This window comes from Acetobacter estunensis (assembly GCF_011516945.1).
Lineage (GTDB): Bacteria > Pseudomonadota > Alphaproteobacteria > Acetobacterales > Acetobacteraceae > Acetobacter > Acetobacter estunensis.
In genome coordinates this window covers 33813-55196 of the sequence record NZ_WOTH01000007.1, presented here as the reverse complement: position 1 = coordinate 55196, position 21384 = coordinate 33813, and the positions used below count along the sequence as shown (strand labels likewise).

The following is a 21384-nucleotide window of genomic DNA, read 5'->3' as shown; positions in this document are numbered from 1 at the left end:
GCACACAGACCCACTTGCCCCGACGCGCCACTCGTGGCGTTGTCGGGACACACTTGCGTATTCTGCCCGCTATTCCCCCTCCAGATGGGCGTAGCCAATGATGGATCGGTCATGCGTCAGTTTCTTCGTCTTGCAGTCGTAGCCTTCGGTACGGCTACGATCACCCCAGCTTTCGCCGCAGGCTCGCCACCGACCGTCTCGGTCTATGATGTGTCCATGCTGCCCTCTTTCAGCGGAACGGTTGCGCAATATCTTCCCTCCCCGGCAGGCGGCGTCAGTGGCGTGCTGTTCACCGATGGCACGGAAGTGTTGGTCTCACCCGATCTGGCGTGGGATGTCTCCAAAATCGTCAAACCGGGCGAGCGTCTGACCGGCACCGGCCTGAAAGGTCGCCAGCTTCCGCTGATCCGCGCCTATACGCTCGCAGGTCCGCGTGGCAAGCGGGCGGAAGACACAGGCATCACCATGCCGCAGCATGCGCCCGAAATGGTCACGGGGCCGGACATTATGGTTCACGGGATCGTGGCGCAAACGCTCTACGATGTTCACGGCGTGCCCGCTGGTGTCATTCTCAAAGATCGGACGGTCGTGCAGATGCCCAGCCGTGCCGCCACCCGTCTGTTGCCACAGCTTCGGCCGGGAACAACGATCTTTGCAGCAGGCCCCGGCTCCACAGGTGAATTCGGAACCTCCATCTACGCCCATCAGGTTGGCCCAAGCGCGGCACAGTTGTCCTCTCTGGCTGCCGATGATGTCCCTCCACCCGGACCACCACCGGGTTCGCCGGGTTATGACTTCATTCCATCCGCAGCGTCGGCGGAAGCGCGCTGAAAAATGGGGGCTTCGTGCCCCCTTTTGTTTTTCTTCCTTCTGTCAAACCGCTCTCTTTACGACAAACTATTTCCAGAACCTATTGATGCTTAATTTGACGTTTTATTCATTCAATACGCATAACAAAATCAAATAAAGAACACACCAATAGAGAAAAGAAAATCTCTCCTGTTTGCGTTTACACGTGTTGAGGCACATATATTATGATCGTGTATGAAGGCGAAGAACTGGTCGTCCATCATGCCAACGGTACGACAGATTATGTTGTCATTACCTTTCAGGGCGCGCATCGCACTCATATCGCGACCCAGACTTTCTTTGCCGAACATCCTTTCCAGAAAAACAATATCAGTGCCATCGGTGTTACCAGCAAAGTCGATCATTGGTATTTGTCGTCCGATACCGAGTATGTCCTCTCACTCATCACCACGCTCAGTCGCCCTTACTGACAGATCATTCTGATCGGTTTTTCCATGGGCGCTTACGCCGCTCTGGCGTTTTCACGTCGTCTGAACGCAGACGCTGTACTCGCTGCTGTTCCCAAATGGTCTCTTGATCCCGCAGAAATCGAGATCCCGCAGCATTATGTGGACAACAATTTACGCCCCGGCATGGAAGGCATGGGCCTCCGGGCTTCACAAGTCCAAGGTAAAATCTTCATTCCCTATGATCCAGGAGACCACATCGACAATATTCATGCCCACAAGATTGCTGAAATCGTCCCAGAATCCCAACTTGTTCCAACATTTTACACTGGGCATTTGATTTTCGACCACATTCGTGGCTCAGCCAATATAAAGGCACTCGTGGATGCCTTACGAAGCGAAGATTCCACAAGGCGCGTGCCAGCCGTACTTTCGCGGGCGCGTCGCCATAACAGTCGTAACATTCAATGCCGTCTGGAAAGTGGATATGCGTCTCATCCCCTTCTCTGCAGCCAGATTCTACAGAGATGTCTATGCCAAAACGATGAACTTTCTCGTGCGGTCATTGAAGACGAACCTTTGATAATACGTGTCATCGCGGCTCTTTGCCGTTATCGATACTGGACAAATGCGTTCGATCTTCTAACCAATCTTATCAACCGGCATCTGACAGGAGAACATCAACCTTCTGGATATATTTTTCCCTTCACCTCACCGGGAAAACTGCCCCGAATCATTACGTGGCATGGAACCATTCTGGCTTACGCCCCGGAACAGAAAGGATTTCTCTGCCAATCCCTGATCATTGCAGATAACGCAGCCATACCCGTGTTGTGTGACACCTCCACGGACCGATATCTCTTGTGTATCGAAAGATATGGAATTCTCTTCTATTTCGCGGAAACAGATTCCGGACTACGCCTCACAAACAACCCGGAAGATGCAGCCAATTTGGCCTTTACATCCTTTCAGAACAGACAGTTACTCCGCACCATTTCCGACACGAGTGATTCTTTTCTGTCTGTGCAGACCAGACAAGGCAATCTGTGCGCACATCCCGATCATGTTGTCGTTATGGATTCACCAAATTGTCTGCAATGGGAAGCTTTTGCTCTTATTCCAGTGCAAATACAGGCACATACTCCTGTGCAGGACACTCTCTCTTATCCTGAAGAGATGGCGCCCTGCCTGTCTGCACACAACCCTCAGTTAGGTTTTCTTATAAATGTCCAGTAAAACGGCTGACGACCCGCTTTGAGCGCTTTGGCTTCATACCGCGTTCCGGGCCACCCCCCTGGCCGTTCCATGCTGGGCTCACCAGCCACGAAAAACGGCTGAGCGGTCATCACCTCAGTGACCCATGCCTGATAAGTTGGATCGTCGCTGGCTATCCGCCACTGCGCTCCCGGTTTGAGCGCACGCGCCACAAGCGGAAGATTCCCCGGATGCACGAAGCGTCGTTTGGCATGACGCGCTTTCGGCCATGGGTCGGGAAACATCAGAAATATACGATCCAGCGAGGCTTCCGGCAGCTTCTCTAAAAGCAGCCGCGCATCCTCATCCCAGATACGCAGCAGCGGCGGCACCGGGGCTGTTGCTTCCTCATCCTCGGGAACCAGACGCGAGAGAAGCGAACACAGGCCGTTCTCAAACACTTCCGAGGCGATGTATCCTACCTCGGGATGCGCCTCGATCTGCGCCAGAACATGCTCGCCTCCCCCAAAGCCGACTTCCAGCCAGAGTTGCTCGGGTCGGCGACCAAACGCCGACAAGGGATCGGAAGCGGCTTGCTCCGACAGACGCAGACGCGGCAACGTCTCATCCATCAGACGCTGCTGGCGCGGACGCAGTGGATGACCGCGCTGACGACCATACAAACGCCGGGCAGGTGGTTTCACCTTGCCCGGCGTCAGATCAGACGTATCGACCGTCACGCATCAACCTCAGCGGTTGAAGGCGTTACGCAGCGCGTCCACAAGATCCGTGCGCTCCCACGGGAACGTATCACGCACCTCGTCGGGCGTGCGGCCAAAGTGACCGTAAGCCGAGGTCTCAGTGTAGATTGGGCGGTTCAGACGCAGGTGCTGACGAATACCGCGCGGCGAAAGATTCATCACCTCACGCAGGACGCTTCCCAGCTTCGCCTCATCCACGTCTTTGCCTGTGCCATCGAGATCGACATAGACCGACAGAGGATGCGATACGCCGATAGCGTAAGAAAGCTGAAGCGTGCAGCGATCCGCCAGACCGGCGGCCACCACGTTCTTCGCCAGATAGCGCGCGGCATAGGCCGCCGAGCGATCAACCTTCGTGGGATCCTTGCCCGAGAACGCACCGCCGCCATGCGGTGCCGCACCGCCATAGGTGTCCACGATGATCTTACGACCCGTCAGGCCAGCGTCTCCGTCCGGTCCGCCGATCACGAAGATACCGGTCGGATTGACGTAGAATTCCTTGTCAGCTGGCATCCAGCCTTCCGGCAGCACGTCCTTGACGATCTTGTGCAGTTCATGACGGATCGCCTCTTGATTCATGCCCTCATCATGCTGCGTGGAGATCACAACAGACGTAGCTTCAACCGGCTTGCCGTTGAGATACCGCAGCGTGACCTGGCTCTTGGCATCCGGCTGCAGACCCTTCGCGCGCGGATCGTTCGCACGACGCAGATCGCGCATCGTCTTGAGGATCTTGTGCGAATAATACAGCGGAGCCGGCATCAGGCTGTCGGTCTCATTGGTCGCGAAACCGAACATGATGCCCTGATCGCCCGCACCCTCGTCCTTATCGCCCGCGCTGTCCACGCCCACGGCAATATCGGCCGACTGCGCATGCAGGTAGTTGCTGATCTCGGCATTCTTCCAGGAGAAGCCTGCCTGATCGTAGCCAATATCGCGAATGGCCTCACGAGCCGCCTCAATAAGGCGGTCGGACGTAATGGAGGAAGGACCGCGGACCTCGCCGGCCAGAACCACGCGATTGGTGGTCACCAGCGTCTCGCACGCCACGCGCGCTTCCGGGTCGGCCGCAAGATAGGCATCCAGAACCGTGTCGCTGATCCGGTCCGCAACCTTGTCCGGGTGGCCTTCGGACACCGATTCCGAGGTAAACAGGAACTCGCCGTGCTTGAGCATGATTGTGCCGACTGCCTCGCTAGAAAATGGAACGACCGCGATCGCGGCCCTCACGCAGAAAGGGACTTGTCGTTTGGCCGAGAGTTGCGGTCCGGTCAAGCGGGAAGCGCGGGAAACAGCCCTACGCTGCCCCTCATTTCATCCCGAGCACATCTTCCATGTCGTAATGACCCGGCTTGCGCCCCGCCAGCCACTGCGCCGCCTGTACCGCGCCATCGGCAAACACGCGGCGGTCAAAGGCCCGATGCCCAATGGTAATCTGCTCCGTGCCGGACGTGAACAAAAGCTCATGCTCGCCCACGATCTGTCCCCCGCGCAGGGCGGCAAAACCGATCTCTCCGGTCTTGCGTGGACCGCACAGCCCTTCGCGCACAGGCGCCCGCACATCGGCCAGTCGCGTTCCGCGCCCCTCAGCCACGGCTTCACCAATGGCCAGCGCCGTACCTGAGGGTGCATCGACTTTCTGCCGGTGATGCATTTCGACGATTTCCGCGTCGAAACGCTCAGCGGGCAGTACCGCCCCCATTTCGCGAGCAAGCCGAAGAAGTACCGTTACACCGGTGGAGAAATTTGCGGCCTGAACGATGGGAATCCGCAGCGCTGCCGCATCCACGGCCGTCTGATCGGCTTCCGTCAGACCCGTTGTGCCCAGCACCCATGGCACGCCAGCATCCGCCAAGAGTTCCGCATGAGACTGCACCGTTGTGACATGCGTAAAATCGATGACCACATCAGATATTTTTGCAAGCTCGCCCAGACCGTCACACAGGACGATTGCCCCATTGTTCGTAAGCCTCGCCCGTGCCGCTGCGTCCATAGGAGGTGTGCGACAAGTGCCCCCAGCCACGACACAGCCAGCCTCGGCCGTGCTGCGCACGAGTCCCTGCCCCATGCGGCCCGAAATGCCTGCTATGCCAATACGAAGAGGAGTGCTGGTCATCGCGCTGTCCGGCCCCTGATGAATGAAAGAGATGGATCGTGTCCACCGACACAATTCCATCACGCATGTTCGTGACAAACAGCGCGTCACTTTCCTACGGATTTTATCGTACAGCTTCAATGCAGACAGGACGCATGTTCACCTTGCCTTCATCCATCGCTCCCATGCTGGCCCTATGCAGAAGCCGTCACCATCACCCTCTCGCCAGACACGCGGATCTCTCGCGCATGCGGACGGTCTGCGCGGGGAAGACATTGCACGACAACATCTGCTGGCCGATGGCTGGCACATTCTGCTTCACCGCGCTCGCACGCCCTGCGGTGAAATCGATCTGGTCGCGAGCAAAAACGATCATCTCGCTTTTATTGAAGTCAAGAAACGTGCGAATTGCCAAACCGCGTCCGAAGCCATCACGATGCGACAGCGCCGTCGCCTGATGGCCGCTGCCGAACTATTGCTCACAGCCCATCCCGAGTGGACTTATGAAGGCATCAGTTTCGATGTGATTGCCATAGCGTCAACCGGCAGCTTGCGTCACATCCGGGACGCTTTCAGGCAGGAATAACCCAAAGAAAAAGGCTCCCATTTCTGGAAGCCTTTTCTAGATCATATCAACTGCCTGAAATCAGGTGCGATGACGAACATGCGCCACAGCAGTCGAGCGTTTTACCGTCCGGTAGGACGCCAGATGCACCAACCCGTGCATATTGCTTCCACGGCGGCTGGCAACCGCCATATGAAGGCTGCCCGCATGACGCGCTGCAACGTGATGGGAAACCGGATGATAAACGGGCACTGCGGTCAACGATTCCAGCGTCAGCTTACTGGCTTCAAAATCGGAGATGATGCGCTCTGCATGAGCTGACTTGGCACCTGCCACACATGTCATAAGACCGATACCAGCCGTTACAACTGTCAGTTTCCGCACCACCGTCCTGATCATCTCGTCTCTCGCGCCGTATCTGTTTTTCCGACCTTACCAGCTCTGCCTCTCGCCGCAACCCGCGAGCAGACAGTTTCTGGCCGAAAACCGGAGTTTTTCCTTATCACGCCGTTAAACGCAGTCGAATATTTCAGGCTGCGTTGACCGTAACACCCTTCTCGGTCAGCAGCGTCTGCAACTCACCGGATTTGGCCATCTCGGTCACGATGTCACACCCACCGATGAACTCTCCTTTGACGTAGAGCTGCGGGATCGTGGGCCAATCGGAGAAAATCTTGATACCTTCCCGGATTTCCGGATCGGCCAGAACATTCTCACCCCGGAAAGGAACATTCAGATGATTGAGAATCTGCACCACGCGCGCAGAGAAGCCGCACTGCGGAAAATCCGGAGTGCCTTTCATGAACAGAACAACCGGGTTCTCTTCAATCAGCGCCTGAATGCGCTGGCCAACAGATGTGGACATATTTTTCGACTCCATTCTGCGGACATCCTCATGATGAATGAGGCTGCCTTCGTAATTCCTGTGAAATCCGCTCAGGGCGCCGAAGTTTTCAGCGCCAACGCATGCAGCGTGCCACCCATGTGTCCCTGAAGCGCATTATACACCATTTGGTGCTGCTTCACCCGTGAAACACCCCGGAATGCCTCGCTGACCACAGTACACGCATAATGATCCCCGTCGCCTGCCAGATCATCAATGGCGATCTGCGCATCGGGAAATGCCTCACGAATATAGTTTTCCAGTTCTGAGGCTGTCATCGCCATGATGTGTGTCCTCTCACTCAGCGATCCATCAACGCAGGGAAAAACGCTTCGTTGACAGCACGCAAACGCGCGGCTGCCAATATGGCACCACTGGGCAACGTCAAACTGTCACCACCGATGCGCCCCATCACGCGGACCGGAACACCTGCCGCCTTCGCCGTGGCCGCGAAGCCTGTCCCATCACCGGAAACAGCCACCAGATAACGCGCCTGATCCTCACCAAACCAGAATGCTTCGGGACGCATTCCAGACTGAGGCGGCTCCAGTTCGCAGCCATGGCCGCTCGCCATGACCATCTCCGCCACGGCAATCAGCACGCCGCCATCGGACACATCATGACAGGCCAACACGTTACCAGCCAGAATCTGCTCGCGCACAAAATCGCCATTGCGGCGCTCGGCCTGCAGATCGACCTCCGGAGCATCACCCGTTTCGCGACCGAGCACCTCGCGCAGCCAGAGCGACTGACCGAGATGGCCTTTCGTCTCGCCCACAAGCAGAAGTGTTCCTTTCTCGGGCATGGCCAATCCGATGTGCTGACGCACATCCTTGAGCACGCCCAGCGCGCCAATAGCGGGAGTCGGCAGAATGGCCTGCGTCGTGCCATCCGGATCCCGCGTCTCGTTGTAGAGCGAGACATTGCCGCTCACGACCGGGAAATCGAGCGTTCGACACGCCTCTCCCATACCCTCAATCGCAGCGACGAACTGCGCCATGATTTCGGGTTTTTCGGGATTGCCGAAGTTCAGGTTATCCGTCACGGCCAGCGGCGTGGCACCTGTGGCCGTGATGTTACGCCACGCTTCCGCCACGGCCTGCGCTCCACCGGCACGTGGATTCGCCTTGCAGTAGCGCGGCGTGCAATCCGTTGTCAGGGCAAGACCAATGGTGGTGTCATCCACCTTCACAATCGCGGCATCCGCGCCACCGGGACGCTGTGCGGTCTGGCCACCGACAGTGCTGTCATACTGGTTCCAGATCCACGCACGGGACGCCAGATCCGGACAACCGAGCAATGTGGTCAACGTCTTTTCCAGACCCAACGGATCGTGAATGTCACCCACCGGCTCAGGCGCAGGCAATGGTGCCGTCGGACGGTCATAGATCGGAGCCTGATCCGCCAACGGATCCAGAGGAATATCCGCTTCCACTTCGCCGCGATGGCGCACCACGATGTGACCGGTATCGGTCAGATGCCCCACGACCGCGAAATCCAGCTCCCACTTTTCGAAAATCGCACGGGCCTGCTCGGTGCGCTCGGGCTTGAGCACGATGAGCATGCGCTCCTGACTCTCGGAGAGCATCATTTCATAGGCCGTCATGCCCGGCTCACGCTGCGGCACGGCGTCAAGATCGAGATCGATGCCCACGCCCCCCTTGCCCGCCATCTCGACGGAAGAGGACGTCAGCCCCGCAGCGCCCATGTCCTGAATAGCGACAATCGCGTCCGTCGCCATCAGTTCGAGACAAGCCTCGATCAATAGTTTTTCAACGAACGGATCGCCCACCTGCACAGTCGGACGCTTGGCGAGAGCATTTTCGTCAAACTCGGCCGACGACATGGTCGCGCCATGGATGCCATCACGGCCCGTCTTGGAGCCGACATACACCACCGGGTTGCCAATACCGGCAGCAGCGGAAAGAAAGATGCGATCCTGCCGCGCTACACCCACTGTCATCGCATTGACGAGTGGGTTTCCGTCATAAGCACGGTGAAAGTTCACCTCGCCACCAACTGTCGGCACACCCACGCAATTGCCGTATCCACCAACGCCGCGGACGACGCCGTCCACGATCTCGCGGGTACGCAGCGTCTCGGGCGCACCAAAACGCAGCGCGTTCAGGTTGGCCACTGGACGCGCGCCCATCGTGAACACGTCGCGCAGGATGCCGCCAACACCAGTGGCCGCCCCCTGATACGGCTCAATAAAAGAAGGATGGTTGTGGCTTTCCATCTTGAAGATGGCCGCCAAGCCTTCCCCGACATCCACCACACCCGCGTTCTCGCCCGGCCCGTGAATCACCCAAGGCGCCGTTGTCGGGAGAGTCTTCAGCCACTTGCGGGAGGATTTGTACGAGCAGTGCTCGGACCACATGACCGAGAACACGCCCAGTTCCGTCAGGCTTGGCGTGCGTCCCATGATGGAAAGAACGCGGTCGTATTCTTCCGCCGACAGCCCAAACTCGCGTGCGAGATCGGCGTCGACCGTCTTGTGCTTCGTGCTCACCGGCTCAATGCCTCCACCAGACTCTCGAACAGGGGCTTGCCGTCCTCACCGCCCATCAGCGGATCCACCAGATCCTCAGGATGCGGCATCATCCCGCACACCCGACCGTTGGCGCTCAGGATACCGGCGATTGCGTTCACGCTACCATTCGGATTGATCGTCCGATCGGCGGCATCGACTGTGCCATCCATTCCGGCATAGCGAAACGCCACCCGGCCGTCGCCTTCCAGCGTATCGAGCGTCTTTGAATCGGCTACATAATTGCCGTCGCCATGCGCAAGCGGCGTGCGGAACACATCACCCTTGGCCCATTTACTCGTAAACGGCGTCTGCGCGTTTTCAACACGCAGGTGACAATCCTGCGAAAGAAAGCGCAACCCTGCATTACGCAGCAAAGCACCCGGCAGCAGCCCGGTTTCCGTCAGAATCTGGAACCCGTTGCACACCCCGAGCACATGACCACCGCGCTCCGCAAACGCGCGGACCTCACGCATGATGGGCGAATGAGCGGCCATCGCGCCACAACGCAGGTAGTCGCCATAGCTGAAGCCACCCGGCAACACGACCAGATCCAGATCCGGCAACGATGTCTCGCCATGCCACAGAAGACTTGGCGATTGCCCCGTCACAGCCTTCAGCGCGATCATCATGTCACGCTCGCGGTTGGTTCCCGGAAAGAGGACGACAGCCGCCTTCATTTCGGAGCGCTCTCGGTCTTGGGAGCCGTCATCTTGGCAGCACACGGATAAGCATCATGCAGCGCCATGAACACGCCCTCGCCCACCGGCTTCTGAAGCACGTCCCGATGCGCTCTGAGCCACGCGATCACCTTGCCCCGCATGGAAGGCCCCGTCTCGGAAGCCGGCACACAGAAACCCGCCGGCGCATTGGGATCGCCCTCATTTCGATCATTGATCTTGGCCAGCGCGACCGCATCCGCCATGCCGGAAATATAGGCATCGCAAATCTCGTTGCCCGCCGCCGCCCCACGGGTGCAGATGCGGCCAAAACTGCCAGCCGTCAGAGGAGACACACGCTGAGCATGAGCTGCTTCCGCACCGAACAGGCCAAGTGCTGCAATCAGAAGAGCCGTGCGCTTCATTTCACCACCTCGACCGCAAAATCCTCAATCACCTGATTGGCCAGAAGCTGCTCGGCCATTGCGCGCGCGCGCGCCTCGGCCTTCGCAGCATCCTCATCGGCCAGATCAAGTTCGATCACCTTGCCGACGCGCACTTCACCGACTTCGTCAAAGCCAAGCACGTGCAAGGCATGTCCGATCGCCTTGCCCTGCGGATCGAGAACGCCCTCCTTGAGGGACACCGTCACACGTACTTTCATGCCGCCACCTGCCAACAGAATTTATTTCACCGCACCGTTTCGTGCGTTTCAGTGCATCAGATCCGAACTCTTCGGATCACCATTTGCCGTCTCGGGAAGGATGCCAAGGCGCCGGGCCACTTCCTGATAGGCTTCCTCGACATTGCCCATATCCCGACGGAAGCGGTCCTTATCGAGCTTCTCGTTCGTACGAGCATCCCACAGACGGCAATTGTCAGGCGAAATCTCGTCAGCAAGGATAATGCGCATATCCTCACCTTCCCACAGCCGCCCGAACTCCAGCTTGAAGTCCACCAGCGTGATGCCAACGCCTGCGAACAGGCCACACAGGAAATCATTCACACGCAGGGACATGGCCACCATGTCATCCATATCGTGCGGGCACGCCCAGCCGAACGCCGTGATGTGCTCTTCAGCCACCATCGGATCGCCCAGCGCGTCGTTCTTGTAATAATATTCCACTATGGAGCGCGGCAGGCGCGTACCCTCGGGAATGCCCAACCGCTTGGCAATGCTACCCGCAGCAACATTGCGCACCACGATCTCAAGCGGGATGATTTCCACTTCACGGATCAACTGCTCCCGCATGTTGATACGACGGATGAAGTGGGTGGGAATCCCCACCTCCTGAAGCCGCAACATGACGTATTCGCTGATGCGGTTGTTCAGCACGCCCTTGCCTGTGATGACACCGGTTTTCGCGCCGTTTCCGGCTGTGGCATCGTCCTTGAAATACTGCACGAGCGTCCCGGGTTCGGGTCCCTCGAACAGAATCTTGGCTTTACCTTCGTACAGCTGACGGCGACGGGCCATGATCGTCCCTTGTTCTCTTTGACTAGCACGAACGCTCGCACAAAGCGTCCACAGATCTGGCCCTGACAGGCCCTACATGCGGCTGCCTCTTAGCAGCCTTCCGCCTCAGATGATACATCCGCGTGACGCACCGCACGCGGATGGTCCCAAGCGGATCAGGGAGCAGACGGTCCCTTTTCCCCGAAAACGAGTTCATAGCGATTGTCGATCGCCTTGAGATGCGACCGGCTGTCGAGAGCTGCGTCCAGAATCTCTTTCGCAATCCGGCCCGCAATCTCAGGATCGGCATCGAGATTCTCGCGGAAAGTGCGGCCATCCGGCTTTCCAAGGTTACGCCACGTGTCCATCGCGCAGCGCTGCACGATGCGGTAGGCGTCCTCACGCAGCACGCCAGCACGCGCCAGAGCAAGCAGCACCTCACCGGAATGCACCACACCACCGAGACTCTCGATATTGGCCGCCATCTGCTCGGGATAGACCACGAGTTTGTCCATCATGCCAGCAAGGCGCGCGAGCGCAAAATCCAGCCCGATCGTCGCATCCGGACAGATGTTGCGCTCAACGGACGAGTGACTGATGTCGCGCTCATGCCACAACGCCACGTTCTCCAGCGCCGGCACCACAGCCGCACGCACAAGACGGGCCAGTCCCGTGAGATTCTCCGAAAGAACCGGATTGCGCTTATGCGGCATAGCCGATGAGCCCTTTTGGCCCGGATGGAAGAATTCTTCCGCCTCGCGCACTTCCGAACGCTGAAGATGGCGCACTTCGGTCGCGATACGCTCGATGCCGCTGGCAATGACAGCCAGCGCACAGAAATAGGCGGCATGACGGTCACGCGGGATGATCTGCGTGGAAACCGGCTCGGGTTTCAGCCCCAGTTTTTCAGCGACATAGGTTTCAACACGTGGATCGAGATGGGCAAACGTACCGACAGCACCCGAAATGGCGCAGGTGGCGATTTCCGCTCGCGCCGTCACCAGTCGCTCACGGTTGCGCTGGAACTCGGCATAATGCCCCGCCATTTTCAGGCCGAAAGACGTCGGCTCGGCGTGGATTCCATGGCTACGGCCAATGGTGAGAGTGTGCTTATGGGTGAAGGCCAGCTTCTTCAACGCCGCCAGAACCGCATCGAGATCCGTGAGCAGCAGATCGGTCGCCTGCACAAGCTGAACGGCCAGACAGGTGTCCAGCACGTCAGAGGACGTCATACCCAGATGCACGAAACGGCTGTCAGGACCGACTTTTTCCGCCAGCCACGTCAGAAAGGCAATGACGTCATGACGGGTCTCGGCCTCGATTTCATCGATACGATCGAGATCGGCCTGAGAAAATGCCGCCATCGCAGCATCGCCACGCTCACGAATTGTCTTGGCCGCTTCCTTGGGGATCTCACCGAGTTCCGCCATGGCCTCACAAGCAAGAGCCTCGATATTGAACCAGATGCGATAACGATTTTCGGGGGCCCAGATGGCCAACATCGCAGGTCTCGTATAGCGCGGCACCATGAAGAAGCCCTCTCTTTCCATGTGGCATTCGACCGACAGGCCGGAACATGGCGCTGCTCGTAGACCATTTTGCGGCTGGATGAAATATTTCTCCCTGCCGCGCTGCCTTGGATAGAAACGGATTGGATCCGTTTGGCCCATTAACTCTTCTAAATCTTTTTCTCTTTAATGATACGACAACTGAAACTCGTGCTGGATGGGATCAACCGTCGTGTCACAGGTTATTCAACATATCGCTTCGCCTACCCGCGTGTCGCCGTCTTCCGCTCTATCTCACGCTCCTCCGCCACCTTTGACGGAAAAGCGTGAATTTTCAGCTTTCCGCGGCATGGCGTTCGGCGCGCTTCTTTGCCTGCCGTTCTGGGCCGGTGTCGCGTGGTGGTTTCATCGCTGACGAAATGCCACCACGTGCTCCGTAAATCTCGCGCAATAATAGAGTAAGGCCGCTTAGAAGAACCGCTCGTACACTGTGACGACATCGCCTGGCGCAAGAAGGCTATCCGGTTTGATCTTGCCTTCAACAGGATGCTCATCATGCGTGCCTTCCGTTCGCACGACACTCGCCGTGTTCGTAATGGCACGGTAGGTATAGCCACCGGCAAGAGCTGCCAGCGTCTGCATGGTCATGCCAGGAAGATAATTATACTGCCCCGGCTTCTGCACTTCACCCAGAATGAACACCGGTCGGTATTGTGTCACTTCCACAGAGATGCTCGGCTTATGCAATAGCCCCTGCTGCGAAAGATCTGTCCCGATTTCTTGTGCCAGTTCCCCGGGCGTCTTACCTGCTGTCGGCACCCTGCCGAGCAGCGGAAAAGCAATCATTCCGGCATCGCTGACTGTAAACGTGTTGGTTAATTGAGGCTCGTTATAGGCGATAACGCGAATCTGATCACCTGCCCCCAGTCTGTAGGAGCCATCAACAGGCGGTATGGGCTTGAGGCCATGCGTTGGTGAGCAAGCAACAAGTATTGTCAAGGCAGCACCCACAGCAATACGTTCATTCCACTTTTTCACGCCCTGTTTTCCTTGCCGCTCACGGTTATTACCACGATTTTCATATCCTGACCGTCGCATCATCGCGTGAATGCAACCCCCAAGCTTACTGTCTGATTAGTATACGTTCCACTACCAATACCCGTCTCATTACCTTCTTCGCTTCCAGTTAACTTAGATTTACTTTTGGTATACATATATTTCAATGTCAGCTTGAAATCACGATTAAACTGCCAGTCCACACCAGCTCCTCCCCTGAATTGCACCTGCTGATGACCTGCACTCCCCGCCGATGCTCCAAACGAATCCGTACGGGCAAACCCAACCTGGCCACTAAAAAAAACATCTCGTAATAATTCGCGCTCTTCCTCAAGCTGTACCGTGGAGACAATCTGATTACGTGAAAAGGCAGATGTTGGATCGAACAGTCCACGTTGGCCGGTCAGCGTAAACGTATCCAGTTTATCCGGCATCCAGATCACTTCCAGTTCTGCCGTTGGCGTGGTCAATGTACGCCCACCTCCACGCACGAAATGACGCGTTTCTGCTCCTATAAGTGCCCGATATTGCCACACGGCATCAGCTCGCAAATCCAAGCCAACAAATCCACCACCCGAGATATAATCGGCTGGATGGCCATCGCTAACGCTGACAAATTGAGCTTCCGAAGTGCGGATAATGCCAAGCAATGCGTTTCCCTTGGATATCTCGTATCGGAGTTGAAGCATCTGGGTTTCCAACTGATGGCTCAAAGAATGCGTATTACGCCCAGCAGTAGGAATGGAACCTGCGGCCTCACCAAAAGAAAAATCGTCGTAGGCGACGCTCGGTATCAGCGCTATCCGCGTCCAATTCTTTCGATAACTTAATCGCGCATCATCTACAGCATAAGGAACTGGGTATCCAACTCCGAAATTTCCTAATTGAGTCGCAGATAGATGCTTGACCGCATGGCTATAGCCTGCGGACAGCGTATCATGTCCGAGGTTCAACCCTCCTCCGGCTGCAACATTCCAATCTGTGTAGCCAGCTTCGGACAAAGATGGATAATATTTATTATTTATTGGATAGGCAGTATTTTTTACAGATGCCGACACACCAAAAGAATGTCGACTCCAATTTGAATTCAGACCCAATCCGGCCATCGAATCAAGCTCGAGACCTCCAGTATGGCTAGCTCCAAGGATACTGCCATTATACCCAACCTTCTGGGAAACACTTGGATGAAAAATAAAAGACCCTACATTTATTCCAGCATGAGGCTGCCGCAATACCTCACGCAATGACACAATGCCCGTAGAGTCGGCTGAATACCCTGGAAGTTCGCTCGGGAAAGACTGGGTAATCAGCTGCGCATAAGCAGGCGATCCAAGTTCCCCTGAGCCGACCACACCACAGAACATCAGAAATAGTCGCGCCTTTTCTCTCCTTAGATCAAGAAATGGCTTCCCACTTTTCATGGTCACGCGAAGTCACCATTCATGGGATGGCTCTTTCCCTGTCATGCAGAACTTCATCGTACACCTGCACATAGCGTCCAGCGACATCTTTCCAATCGTAAATGCGCGCACCCTGCGCCGCCTGCTTCCGAAGACCGGTCAAACCCGCTTCCTGCAAGGCTTCCATCCGAGATGCCGTTTGTGCCAGATCACCGTCCTCACTCAGCAACCCAACACCCGTCTGAGCCACAAGACGGCGGAAAGGCGGAATGGTGGAGAGCACCGGCACCAATCCCGCCGACATACCTTCCACGGCGGCAAGCCCGAAGCCTTCATGTTCAGACAGGCTTGCGAACCACGAAGCCTGACTCATCGCATCACGAAGTTGACCATCCGAAGGCTCGACCAGAAATGTAACAGCACTCTCCATACCGAAATGATGTGCCTGCTTCTGTAATTCAGCGACAGAAATTTCAGCCGGACGACCAGCAATAATAAGGCGCCATTCCGGATTACATTTCCGAAGAGCCGCGAGAAGCGGAAACAGAAGATCCAGCCTTTTATGTGGAGAAAACCGTCCAAAAGAAATCAATGTACGACAAGGACGCAATGATGACGCATCCAGAAACTTGTCCTGATTGATCCCATTCTCGATCGTTACCAGTTTCCCATGCGCCACGTCCGCAAACAGCTTCGCGTCATTTTCACTGCATGCCACAACTTTGGCATACGCGCGGATGCTCGCGCGCGTGATTGTGGAAAACCATACCTTCTTAAGCTCTGAATACGCCCCACTGTGGAAAAACCCTCCATGTGTCGAGACGATCAGCGGCTTATGATGAAGAGGCTTCGTCCACGCCAGGTAATCGAAAAAAAAGTCGATGGCATGGACATGAATCAGGTCCGCATCCCGACAATGCCACAGAACGGAGGGGGCCAGAGGGTAACGTGTGGACCCACGCCATGGCAGACGTGTCACAGGAATACCTTCGACAGCATCACGAGGCGGCAGAATGCCCTCGCGATTGAACACACGATTGAGCGTGACAACCCGCGCATTTAATCCGCATTGCCGCCTTTGCTCCAAGGCCAGATTCAGGACAGAATCCTCCAGCCCCCCAACCGAAGGGCTGAACTGCCTCACCACATGGACGATATTCACGCGAGCACCTTTTTCACTCATTCATTGCTTGGTCAGAAGGTGTGTCTCGCTGCGCGTCAGAGGAACACCGCCCAACAGGTTTGCAGATTTCACTTCAGCGCCCGTCACCACGATCCCCGCCATCCGAGCGCCATAAACACGCAGACGCTCCAGACAGGCCGCCATAATGGTACGAGACGTACGCCCCCATCGGCACACAAACACCGTCTGATCGGAAACCGACGCCATCACCAACCCGTCCAAGGCAAGGGCCAATGGCGGCGTGACAAACAAGATCATGCGATATTCTTGAGAGAGATCGCGCAGAAGATCGCGGATCTGGAGAACTTCCGCAGCATCGAAAGCGCTAACCCGTGCCTCTCCAGCTCCCATCACGTCCACCCCCAAAGCCGGGTCACGCTCAATGACATCCCGCGCCATGGCCCTCCGCGCCAGCACATCGGAAAATCCGCGTACATTCTTTTCTCGCGCGTCATGCCGCCGAGGATCGACATTGATGATGAGCGTCTTCTGACCGCAGGCATCCAAAGAGCCACCCAGCAACGCCGCAAGTGTCATTTTCCCATCGCCCGGCGCCGCCGAGACAAGACTCACAACGCCCGTTTCCCCATAGCGCCGATCACCCGGCAACAGCGCCAATTGCGCAGAGATTCCTCTTACTGTTTCCGCTATCTGCGAAAACGGCTGCGCCATGACAGGATTGATTACGCCTTTCCCCAGTTGGCCGAAATGCGGCAGCACCGCAAGAAGTGGCAATCCATCAAAATTGCGCAGTTCATCCATATCCACGAAACTTGGCGACAAGGCCACCTTCATGACTATGGCCGATACACCGGCGACCATCGCCAACACGATGACACCCATCATCAGTTTTTTACGGTTGGGGAACGTGGGCGCTGCCGGCACGGCCGCATGGGAAACAAATGTTACGGGCGGCTGTAGCAATGCCACGCGATCCGTCAGTTGTTTGGCACGATCCAGAAACGCCTCATACACACTCCGGGCACTTTGCGATTCCTGCTCCAGCGTCCGATATTCCGCCTGCGCGCCGCTCTGACCGGCCGACTGTCCACGAAGACGATTGAGTTGCGCCGTCAGGGCATCCACATCTGCTCGGGCCGCCACAACCTCACCACTCATGGAGGTCAGAGCTCGTCGTGTCTCAATATTCAATGTCGTGCGAGCTTGAGATATCTGCTGATTCAGCGACCGCACATCAGGATGATTGGGACCAAGAGATCCAAGCTTCTCGGCTCGCTGCGTTTCCGCCTGCATCAGGCTACTCGCTGCAGCAACAAGAAGAGGCTGTTCGGCAAGCGAGATCATAGCCGATGCATCGCCTGCCTGCATGGCCGCTTTCAACGCCATGGCCTTTGCCTGCGCCGAAGCATAACGGCTCTGGGCCTGCCCAAGACTGGTCGCCATATCGGCAATCTGCCGCTCCACCAGCGGCGATCCACCTTCCGTGTTGGTCAGTCCATGCTGAACATTGTAACCACTCGTGGTGCGTTCAGCGTCCAGCCACCGCTCACGAAGAGCAGCCGTCCGTTCATCGAGCCAGTCGGCTTCTTTCTGCAGATTGCTACGCTGCTGCGCGAGAGCAACCGCCTGATAATTTGTCACAAGGGCATTCGTCAGCGCAGCCGCACGCTCACCGGTGTCGGCCTTTACGCTCAAGGTGATAATCCGCGAATGGGGCTGAGGTTCCGCCGTCACGCTCCCAAGAAGGGCATCAATCTGCCGGTCGAGTTCTCCGGCGCTGTTGCTCGCTGCCTCCGATGCCACGGGGCATACTGAGTGCACCCCGTGTTCACACAGAAAACGCCGCCACCCCTGCCCATGCGGAGGCGATGGAGGTGGTGGATATTGCCTGAGCACACGGGCCGCGACATCGCGTGAGGTCATGAGTTCCGCCTGTGTCGCAAGTTCATCGTCTTCAAGCGCCGTATTGCTGTCTGACGACTGACTTAGCGGATCGACCATATGAGTCGTCACGACCACCGTGGCCGTCGCCATGAAAGAGCGTTTCAGCGTCATCACCATCGCGGTTCCCAAAACGAGAACCAGAAGCGATACGACCAGGAACAGCTTGCGATATCTCAAGCCGATTCCCAGATAGCGTCGAACCAGAACATATGCGCCCGTTTCAGGTGGAGGCGAGGGCGCCATCCTGTTTATGGGAACGTCCAGAGCATGATCAGACATTTCCGCTCTCTCCCATCGGAGAACGCTGCATTCCCATTGGCATCAACGCGCCTTCCTTCCCAGCAGCATTCCCAGTTTCCAGCGCAGCACATACAGCCCAAAAAGCGGCAAACCAAGCAGATAGCGCTTCCACAAACGCTGCGGCTCACGACTTAGTCGCACAAGCCATTCCAGTCCGGCGTTTGCCACCCACATCGGTGGACGACTGACACGCCCCGCAGCGTGATCGACCAGCGCCCCCGCCGTAATCGCCACGACAGGCGGCAGCCGATTCCAGTTGTCCCACAACCAGCGTTCCTGCCGCGGCATACCCATATTAAGCAGCAGGACCGAAGGACGTGCTTTTACGATAGCCTCGATCACGGCTTCCGATTCCGGCGATCCAGCCGTGGCATCGAAGAAGCCGTGCTGACAGCCTGCCGTCCGACAACCGTACTTGACAGAAAACGCCTCGGCCGCCTCCTGCACCACGCCATCCGCACCTCCAAGCCAGAAAACCGAAGCCTCTTTTCCCAGAGCCTCCAGAACGTTTCCGACCCATTCGGGAGGCGTCGTGCGATGCAGTGAGCGGCCCGTCAGAAAACGCGATGCAAGCTGCACGCCCGCACCATCGCAGAAAGCGATCTCCGCCTGTCGAAACAACATCCGCAGCCATGGCAATCTCTGAGATAGTGTGACGCAGTGCGCATTCGCATTAATCACGCGTGCGCCTTTTCCAGCCCTTACCAGATCGACCAGAATCCGGACGATCTCTTCGCGCGGAATATCGAGAAGCGGCAGCCCCATAACGTTAACCACAGGAAATGAATATCCATCCACCTCACGGGCAAACGTCTGCGCCTTGTCGTCAGAATGCATGGCGGCTGAATACCTCTCTCACCACGGTCAGAATCATGATCTTGAGATCGAACAGAATGGACCAGCGACGAATGTATTCGAGATCCAGATTCACGCGCTTCTCAAGATCTTCAAGCGTCACCAGTTCACCGCGCGCTCCATTGATCTGAGCCCAGCCCGTGATCCCCGGCTTTACGTGATAACGCAGCACATATTCTGCAAGCGCGTCATCCAGAAGAAGACCCCCAGCCCGCGTCTGCGGCGCATGGGGGCGCGGTCCGACAAGCGACATTTCGCCCTTAAGCACATTAAACAACTGTGGAATTTCATCGATGCTGAGTTTACGAAGCCATTTTCCCACCCGCGTAACCCGTGGATCGTCCCGACTGGTTTGCTTGGCCGCACCCAGATCAGCCTGATTCGCATACATCGAACGGAATTTATAGACGAGAAACTCCCGCCCATTCTTGCCGATACGTGGCTGACGAAAGAACACAGGCCCACGTGAATCCAGTCGGATGAGCAGCGCAACCACTATCAGGAAAGGAGACAGAAAGATCAGGGCGAATATCCCAAGAACGATATCCAGCACCCGCTTTTCAAAGTTTTGCGTTTCCGTCAGTGGACGTCTCTGGAGCACCAGCAACGTGTTTGGCCCCAGAAATTCCTGCGGCAGAGCCTGATCGATGCCTGTCACCATATTCGGCGTCACATAGATATCACAGGCTACCGAACGCAAGGCAAAACAGGTACGGCGCACTACATCTTCCTGAACCGTTGCCTCGGGAAAAGCGAGGATAATGGCATGAAGAGATTCATGGCGACTTCTCTCCACCAGAGTCTGAAGAGACCCTTTCACCGCGTCATCGGCAGAAGCCTCGCTGTCCGGAAAGACACCGAACAGACCATAGGTGTGCCCCGCATCGTGCGAAATGCGCTCAGCCAGTTCAGAAGCAAGATCCCCCTCTCCCACTATGGCGATCTTGCGACGCAAACCGGCAATCACGGCAGGCTGATACAAAAAGAAAGTTAACACCCCTCGCGCAATCAGAAGCGGCACAATGACCGCCAGCAACCATATTCCCGTCAACCGCACGGATTGGATCACCGGCATTTCAAGCAGCACGCACAAAAAGGCATGTGCACAAGCTGCCGCCAAAACGGGCGTCACGAGATAGCGACACTGAGCTTTCAGTCGGCGCACCTTCGGGAAAGCAAGCAAAGTGCGCTTCTTGGGAAACAGCAGGAAAACCAGCACCGCCACAAGATCGGCGGCGCCTATCACTTCTGCCATCTGCCTCGTCAATGCGGGGCATTCCAGAAAATGGGCGAACCCGCTCCCCAATGCCACGCTTGCCAGATCCATCCAGGCAATAATCGCAGCCAGCAGAGTGTGAAGATAAGGATAGGGTTCCTGCAGCAATTGCCGCCGCACGGGCTGCATAAGCAGACCCATCTGGCCGCTCTCGGCCAACAGTTCCTCGTGGGTATGTCCGGTGGCCCCAGACCGGTCGATCATGCTTACACTCTCCACCACGTTCGGCGCGTCCAGCCACCGTCCGTTCCCTGCCCACGCATACAAGGGAATCTCGTTGATGCGGCCACGTGGCCACGTCCCATCACAAAACGGAAGAGATTTTTTACACTCTTCCCGCCGCTCGGTACCCGGAACCGCGCGGCACATTTGGTTAAGACATGATAAACGCCCAATTGCGAACCAGTCGAGAACCCAGATCATAAAAAAACCAGGAATCCCCGATGGGAAACCCGGCTTCTCCGCGTTTCGATGGCTGTCATGCAACCATCGGGTACAATTC

22 protein-coding genes are annotated in these 21384 nt (G+C 56.9%); 4 read left to right on the top strand and 18 right to left on the bottom strand.

From position 1 onward, the window contains the following. The first annotated feature begins 111 nt into the window (after positions 1–111). From GOB87_RS05285 to GOB87_RS05275, 3 genes are all read left to right on the top strand, one after another. The gene (locus tag GOB87_RS05285; protein ID WP_166313512.1) at positions 112–831 is read left to right on the top strand and encodes a hypothetical protein; all 720 of its coding nucleotides are present in this window, start codon (positions 112–114) and stop codon (positions 829–831) included. Between the two features lie 203 nt (positions 832–1034). Next, on the top strand, positions 1035–1280 hold the full coding sequence (locus tag GOB87_RS05280; RefSeq protein WP_166313510.1) for a hypothetical protein: 246 nt from the start codon (positions 1035–1037) through the stop codon (positions 1278–1280). Positions 1281–1304: 24 nt separating this feature from the next. Continuing rightward, positions 1305–2492 carry a hypothetical protein gene (locus GOB87_RS05275; RefSeq protein ID WP_166313508.1) on the top strand — a complete coding sequence of 396 codons (1188 nt, stop codon included), beginning with the start codon at positions 1305–1307 and terminating at the stop codon, positions 2490–2492. On the opposite strand, the gene trmB is transcribed toward GOB87_RS05275, so the two are convergent. The 3 genes from trmB to dapB all read right to left on the bottom strand — a co-directional run bounded on the left by trmB (position 2462) and on the right by dapB (position 5327). After that, complete coding sequence (gene trmB / locus GOB87_RS05270) at positions 2462–3190, bottom strand: tRNA (guanine(46)-N(7))-methyltransferase TrmB (RefSeq protein ID WP_166313506.1); 729 nt, start codon at positions 3188–3190, stop codon at positions 2462–2464. The genes GOB87_RS05275 and trmB overlap by 31 nt on opposite strands. A gap of 9 nt (positions 3191–3199) precedes the next feature. Next, the gene (metK, locus tag GOB87_RS05265; protein ID WP_166313505.1) at positions 3200–4387 is read right to left on the bottom strand and encodes a methionine adenosyltransferase; all 1188 of its coding nucleotides are present in this window, start codon (positions 4385–4387) and stop codon (positions 3200–3202) included. A gap of 133 nt (positions 4388–4520) precedes the next feature. Continuing rightward, positions 4521–5327: a 4-hydroxy-tetrahydrodipicolinate reductase gene (gene dapB, locus GOB87_RS05260; protein WP_166313504.1), complete on the bottom strand. Its 807-nt coding sequence runs from the start codon at positions 5325–5327 to the stop codon at positions 4521–4523. Between the two features lie 175 nt (positions 5328–5502). On the opposite strand from dapB, the gene GOB87_RS05255 reads away from it, so the two are divergent. Beyond that, positions 5503–5892: a YraN family protein gene (locus tag GOB87_RS05255; RefSeq protein WP_166313503.1), complete on the top strand. Its 390-nt coding sequence runs from the start codon at positions 5503–5505 to the stop codon at positions 5890–5892. Positions 5893–5952: 60 nt separating this feature from the next. Here GOB87_RS05255 and GOB87_RS05250 read toward each other — a convergent pair whose 3' ends face one another. From GOB87_RS05250 to GOB87_RS05180, 15 genes are all read right to left on the bottom strand, one after another. Further along, complete coding sequence (locus GOB87_RS05250) at positions 5953–6270, bottom strand: hypothetical protein (RefSeq protein WP_166313502.1); 318 nt, start codon at positions 6268–6270, stop codon at positions 5953–5955. Between the two features lie 130 nt (positions 6271–6400). Further along, the gene (grxD, locus tag GOB87_RS05245; protein ID WP_166313501.1) at positions 6401–6736 is read right to left on the bottom strand and encodes a Grx4 family monothiol glutaredoxin; all 336 of its coding nucleotides are present in this window, start codon (positions 6734–6736) and stop codon (positions 6401–6403) included. 71 nt (positions 6737–6807) lie between these two features. Beyond that, positions 6808–7038 carry a BolA family protein gene (locus tag GOB87_RS05240; protein WP_166313500.1) on the bottom strand — a complete coding sequence of 77 codons (231 nt, stop codon included), beginning with the start codon at positions 7036–7038 and terminating at the stop codon, positions 6808–6810. Between the two features lie 17 nt (positions 7039–7055). Beyond that, on the bottom strand, positions 7056–9266 hold the full coding sequence (purL, locus tag GOB87_RS05235) for a phosphoribosylformylglycinamidine synthase subunit PurL (RefSeq protein WP_166313499.1): 2211 nt from the start codon (positions 9264–9266) through the stop codon (positions 7056–7058). Then, positions 9263–9964: a phosphoribosylformylglycinamidine synthase subunit PurQ gene (gene purQ / locus GOB87_RS05230; RefSeq protein WP_166313498.1), complete on the bottom strand. Its 702-nt coding sequence runs from the start codon at positions 9962–9964 to the stop codon at positions 9263–9265. Before purQ ends, purL begins: the two co-directional genes overlap by 4 nt. Then, positions 9961–10368, bottom strand: coding sequence for a Rap1a/Tai family immunity protein (locus GOB87_RS05225; protein ID WP_166313497.1), 408 nt, complete (start codon positions 10366–10368; stop codon positions 9961–9963). Before GOB87_RS05225 ends, purQ begins: the two co-directional genes overlap by 4 nt. Continuing rightward, positions 10365–10607 (bottom strand): phosphoribosylformylglycinamidine synthase subunit PurS, encoded by a 243-nt coding sequence (gene purS, locus GOB87_RS05220; protein WP_166313496.1) that lies wholly within the window; start codon positions 10605–10607, stop codon positions 10365–10367. Before purS ends, GOB87_RS05225 begins: the two co-directional genes overlap by 4 nt. A gap of 48 nt (positions 10608–10655) precedes the next feature. After that, a complete protein-coding gene (gene purC, locus GOB87_RS05215) occupies positions 10656–11420 on the bottom strand; it encodes a phosphoribosylaminoimidazolesuccinocarboxamide synthase (RefSeq protein ID WP_166313495.1) in 765 nt (254 codons plus the stop codon). Between the two features lie 155 nt (positions 11421–11575). After that, the gene (gene purB, locus GOB87_RS05210) at positions 11576–12928 is read right to left on the bottom strand and encodes an adenylosuccinate lyase (protein WP_166313494.1); all 1353 of its coding nucleotides are present in this window, start codon (positions 12926–12928) and stop codon (positions 11576–11578) included. A 447-nt stretch (positions 12929–13375) separates the two neighbouring features. Next, the gene (locus tag GOB87_RS05205) at positions 13376–13945 is read right to left on the bottom strand and encodes a polysaccharide biosynthesis/export family protein (protein ID WP_264805389.1); all 570 of its coding nucleotides are present in this window, start codon (positions 13943–13945) and stop codon (positions 13376–13378) included. 59 nt (positions 13946–14004) lie between these two features. Beyond that, the gene (locus GOB87_RS05200; RefSeq protein ID WP_242006178.1) at positions 14005–15384 is read right to left on the bottom strand and encodes an outer membrane beta-barrel protein; all 1380 of its coding nucleotides are present in this window, start codon (positions 15382–15384) and stop codon (positions 14005–14007) included. A gap of 19 nt (positions 15385–15403) precedes the next feature. Continuing rightward, the gene (locus GOB87_RS05195; protein WP_264805387.1) at positions 15404–16525 is read right to left on the bottom strand and encodes a glycosyltransferase family 4 protein; all 1122 of its coding nucleotides are present in this window, start codon (positions 16523–16525) and stop codon (positions 15404–15406) included. Between the two features lie 21 nt (positions 16526–16546). Further along, entirely contained in the window at positions 16547–18730 is a 2184-nt protein-coding gene (locus tag GOB87_RS05190; RefSeq protein WP_242006174.1) for a GumC family protein, read from the bottom strand. A gap of 42 nt (positions 18731–18772) precedes the next feature. Further along, the gene (locus GOB87_RS05185; RefSeq protein ID WP_166313491.1) at positions 18773–19588 is read right to left on the bottom strand and encodes a WecB/TagA/CpsF family glycosyltransferase; all 816 of its coding nucleotides are present in this window, start codon (positions 19586–19588) and stop codon (positions 18773–18775) included. Then, the gene (locus GOB87_RS05180) at positions 19578–21086 is read right to left on the bottom strand and encodes an exopolysaccharide biosynthesis polyprenyl glycosylphosphotransferase (protein WP_166313490.1); all 1509 of its coding nucleotides are present in this window, start codon (positions 21084–21086) and stop codon (positions 19578–19580) included. The genes GOB87_RS05185 and GOB87_RS05180 overlap by 11 nt, the downstream gene beginning before the upstream one ends. Positions 21087–21384 lie beyond the last annotated feature (298 nt).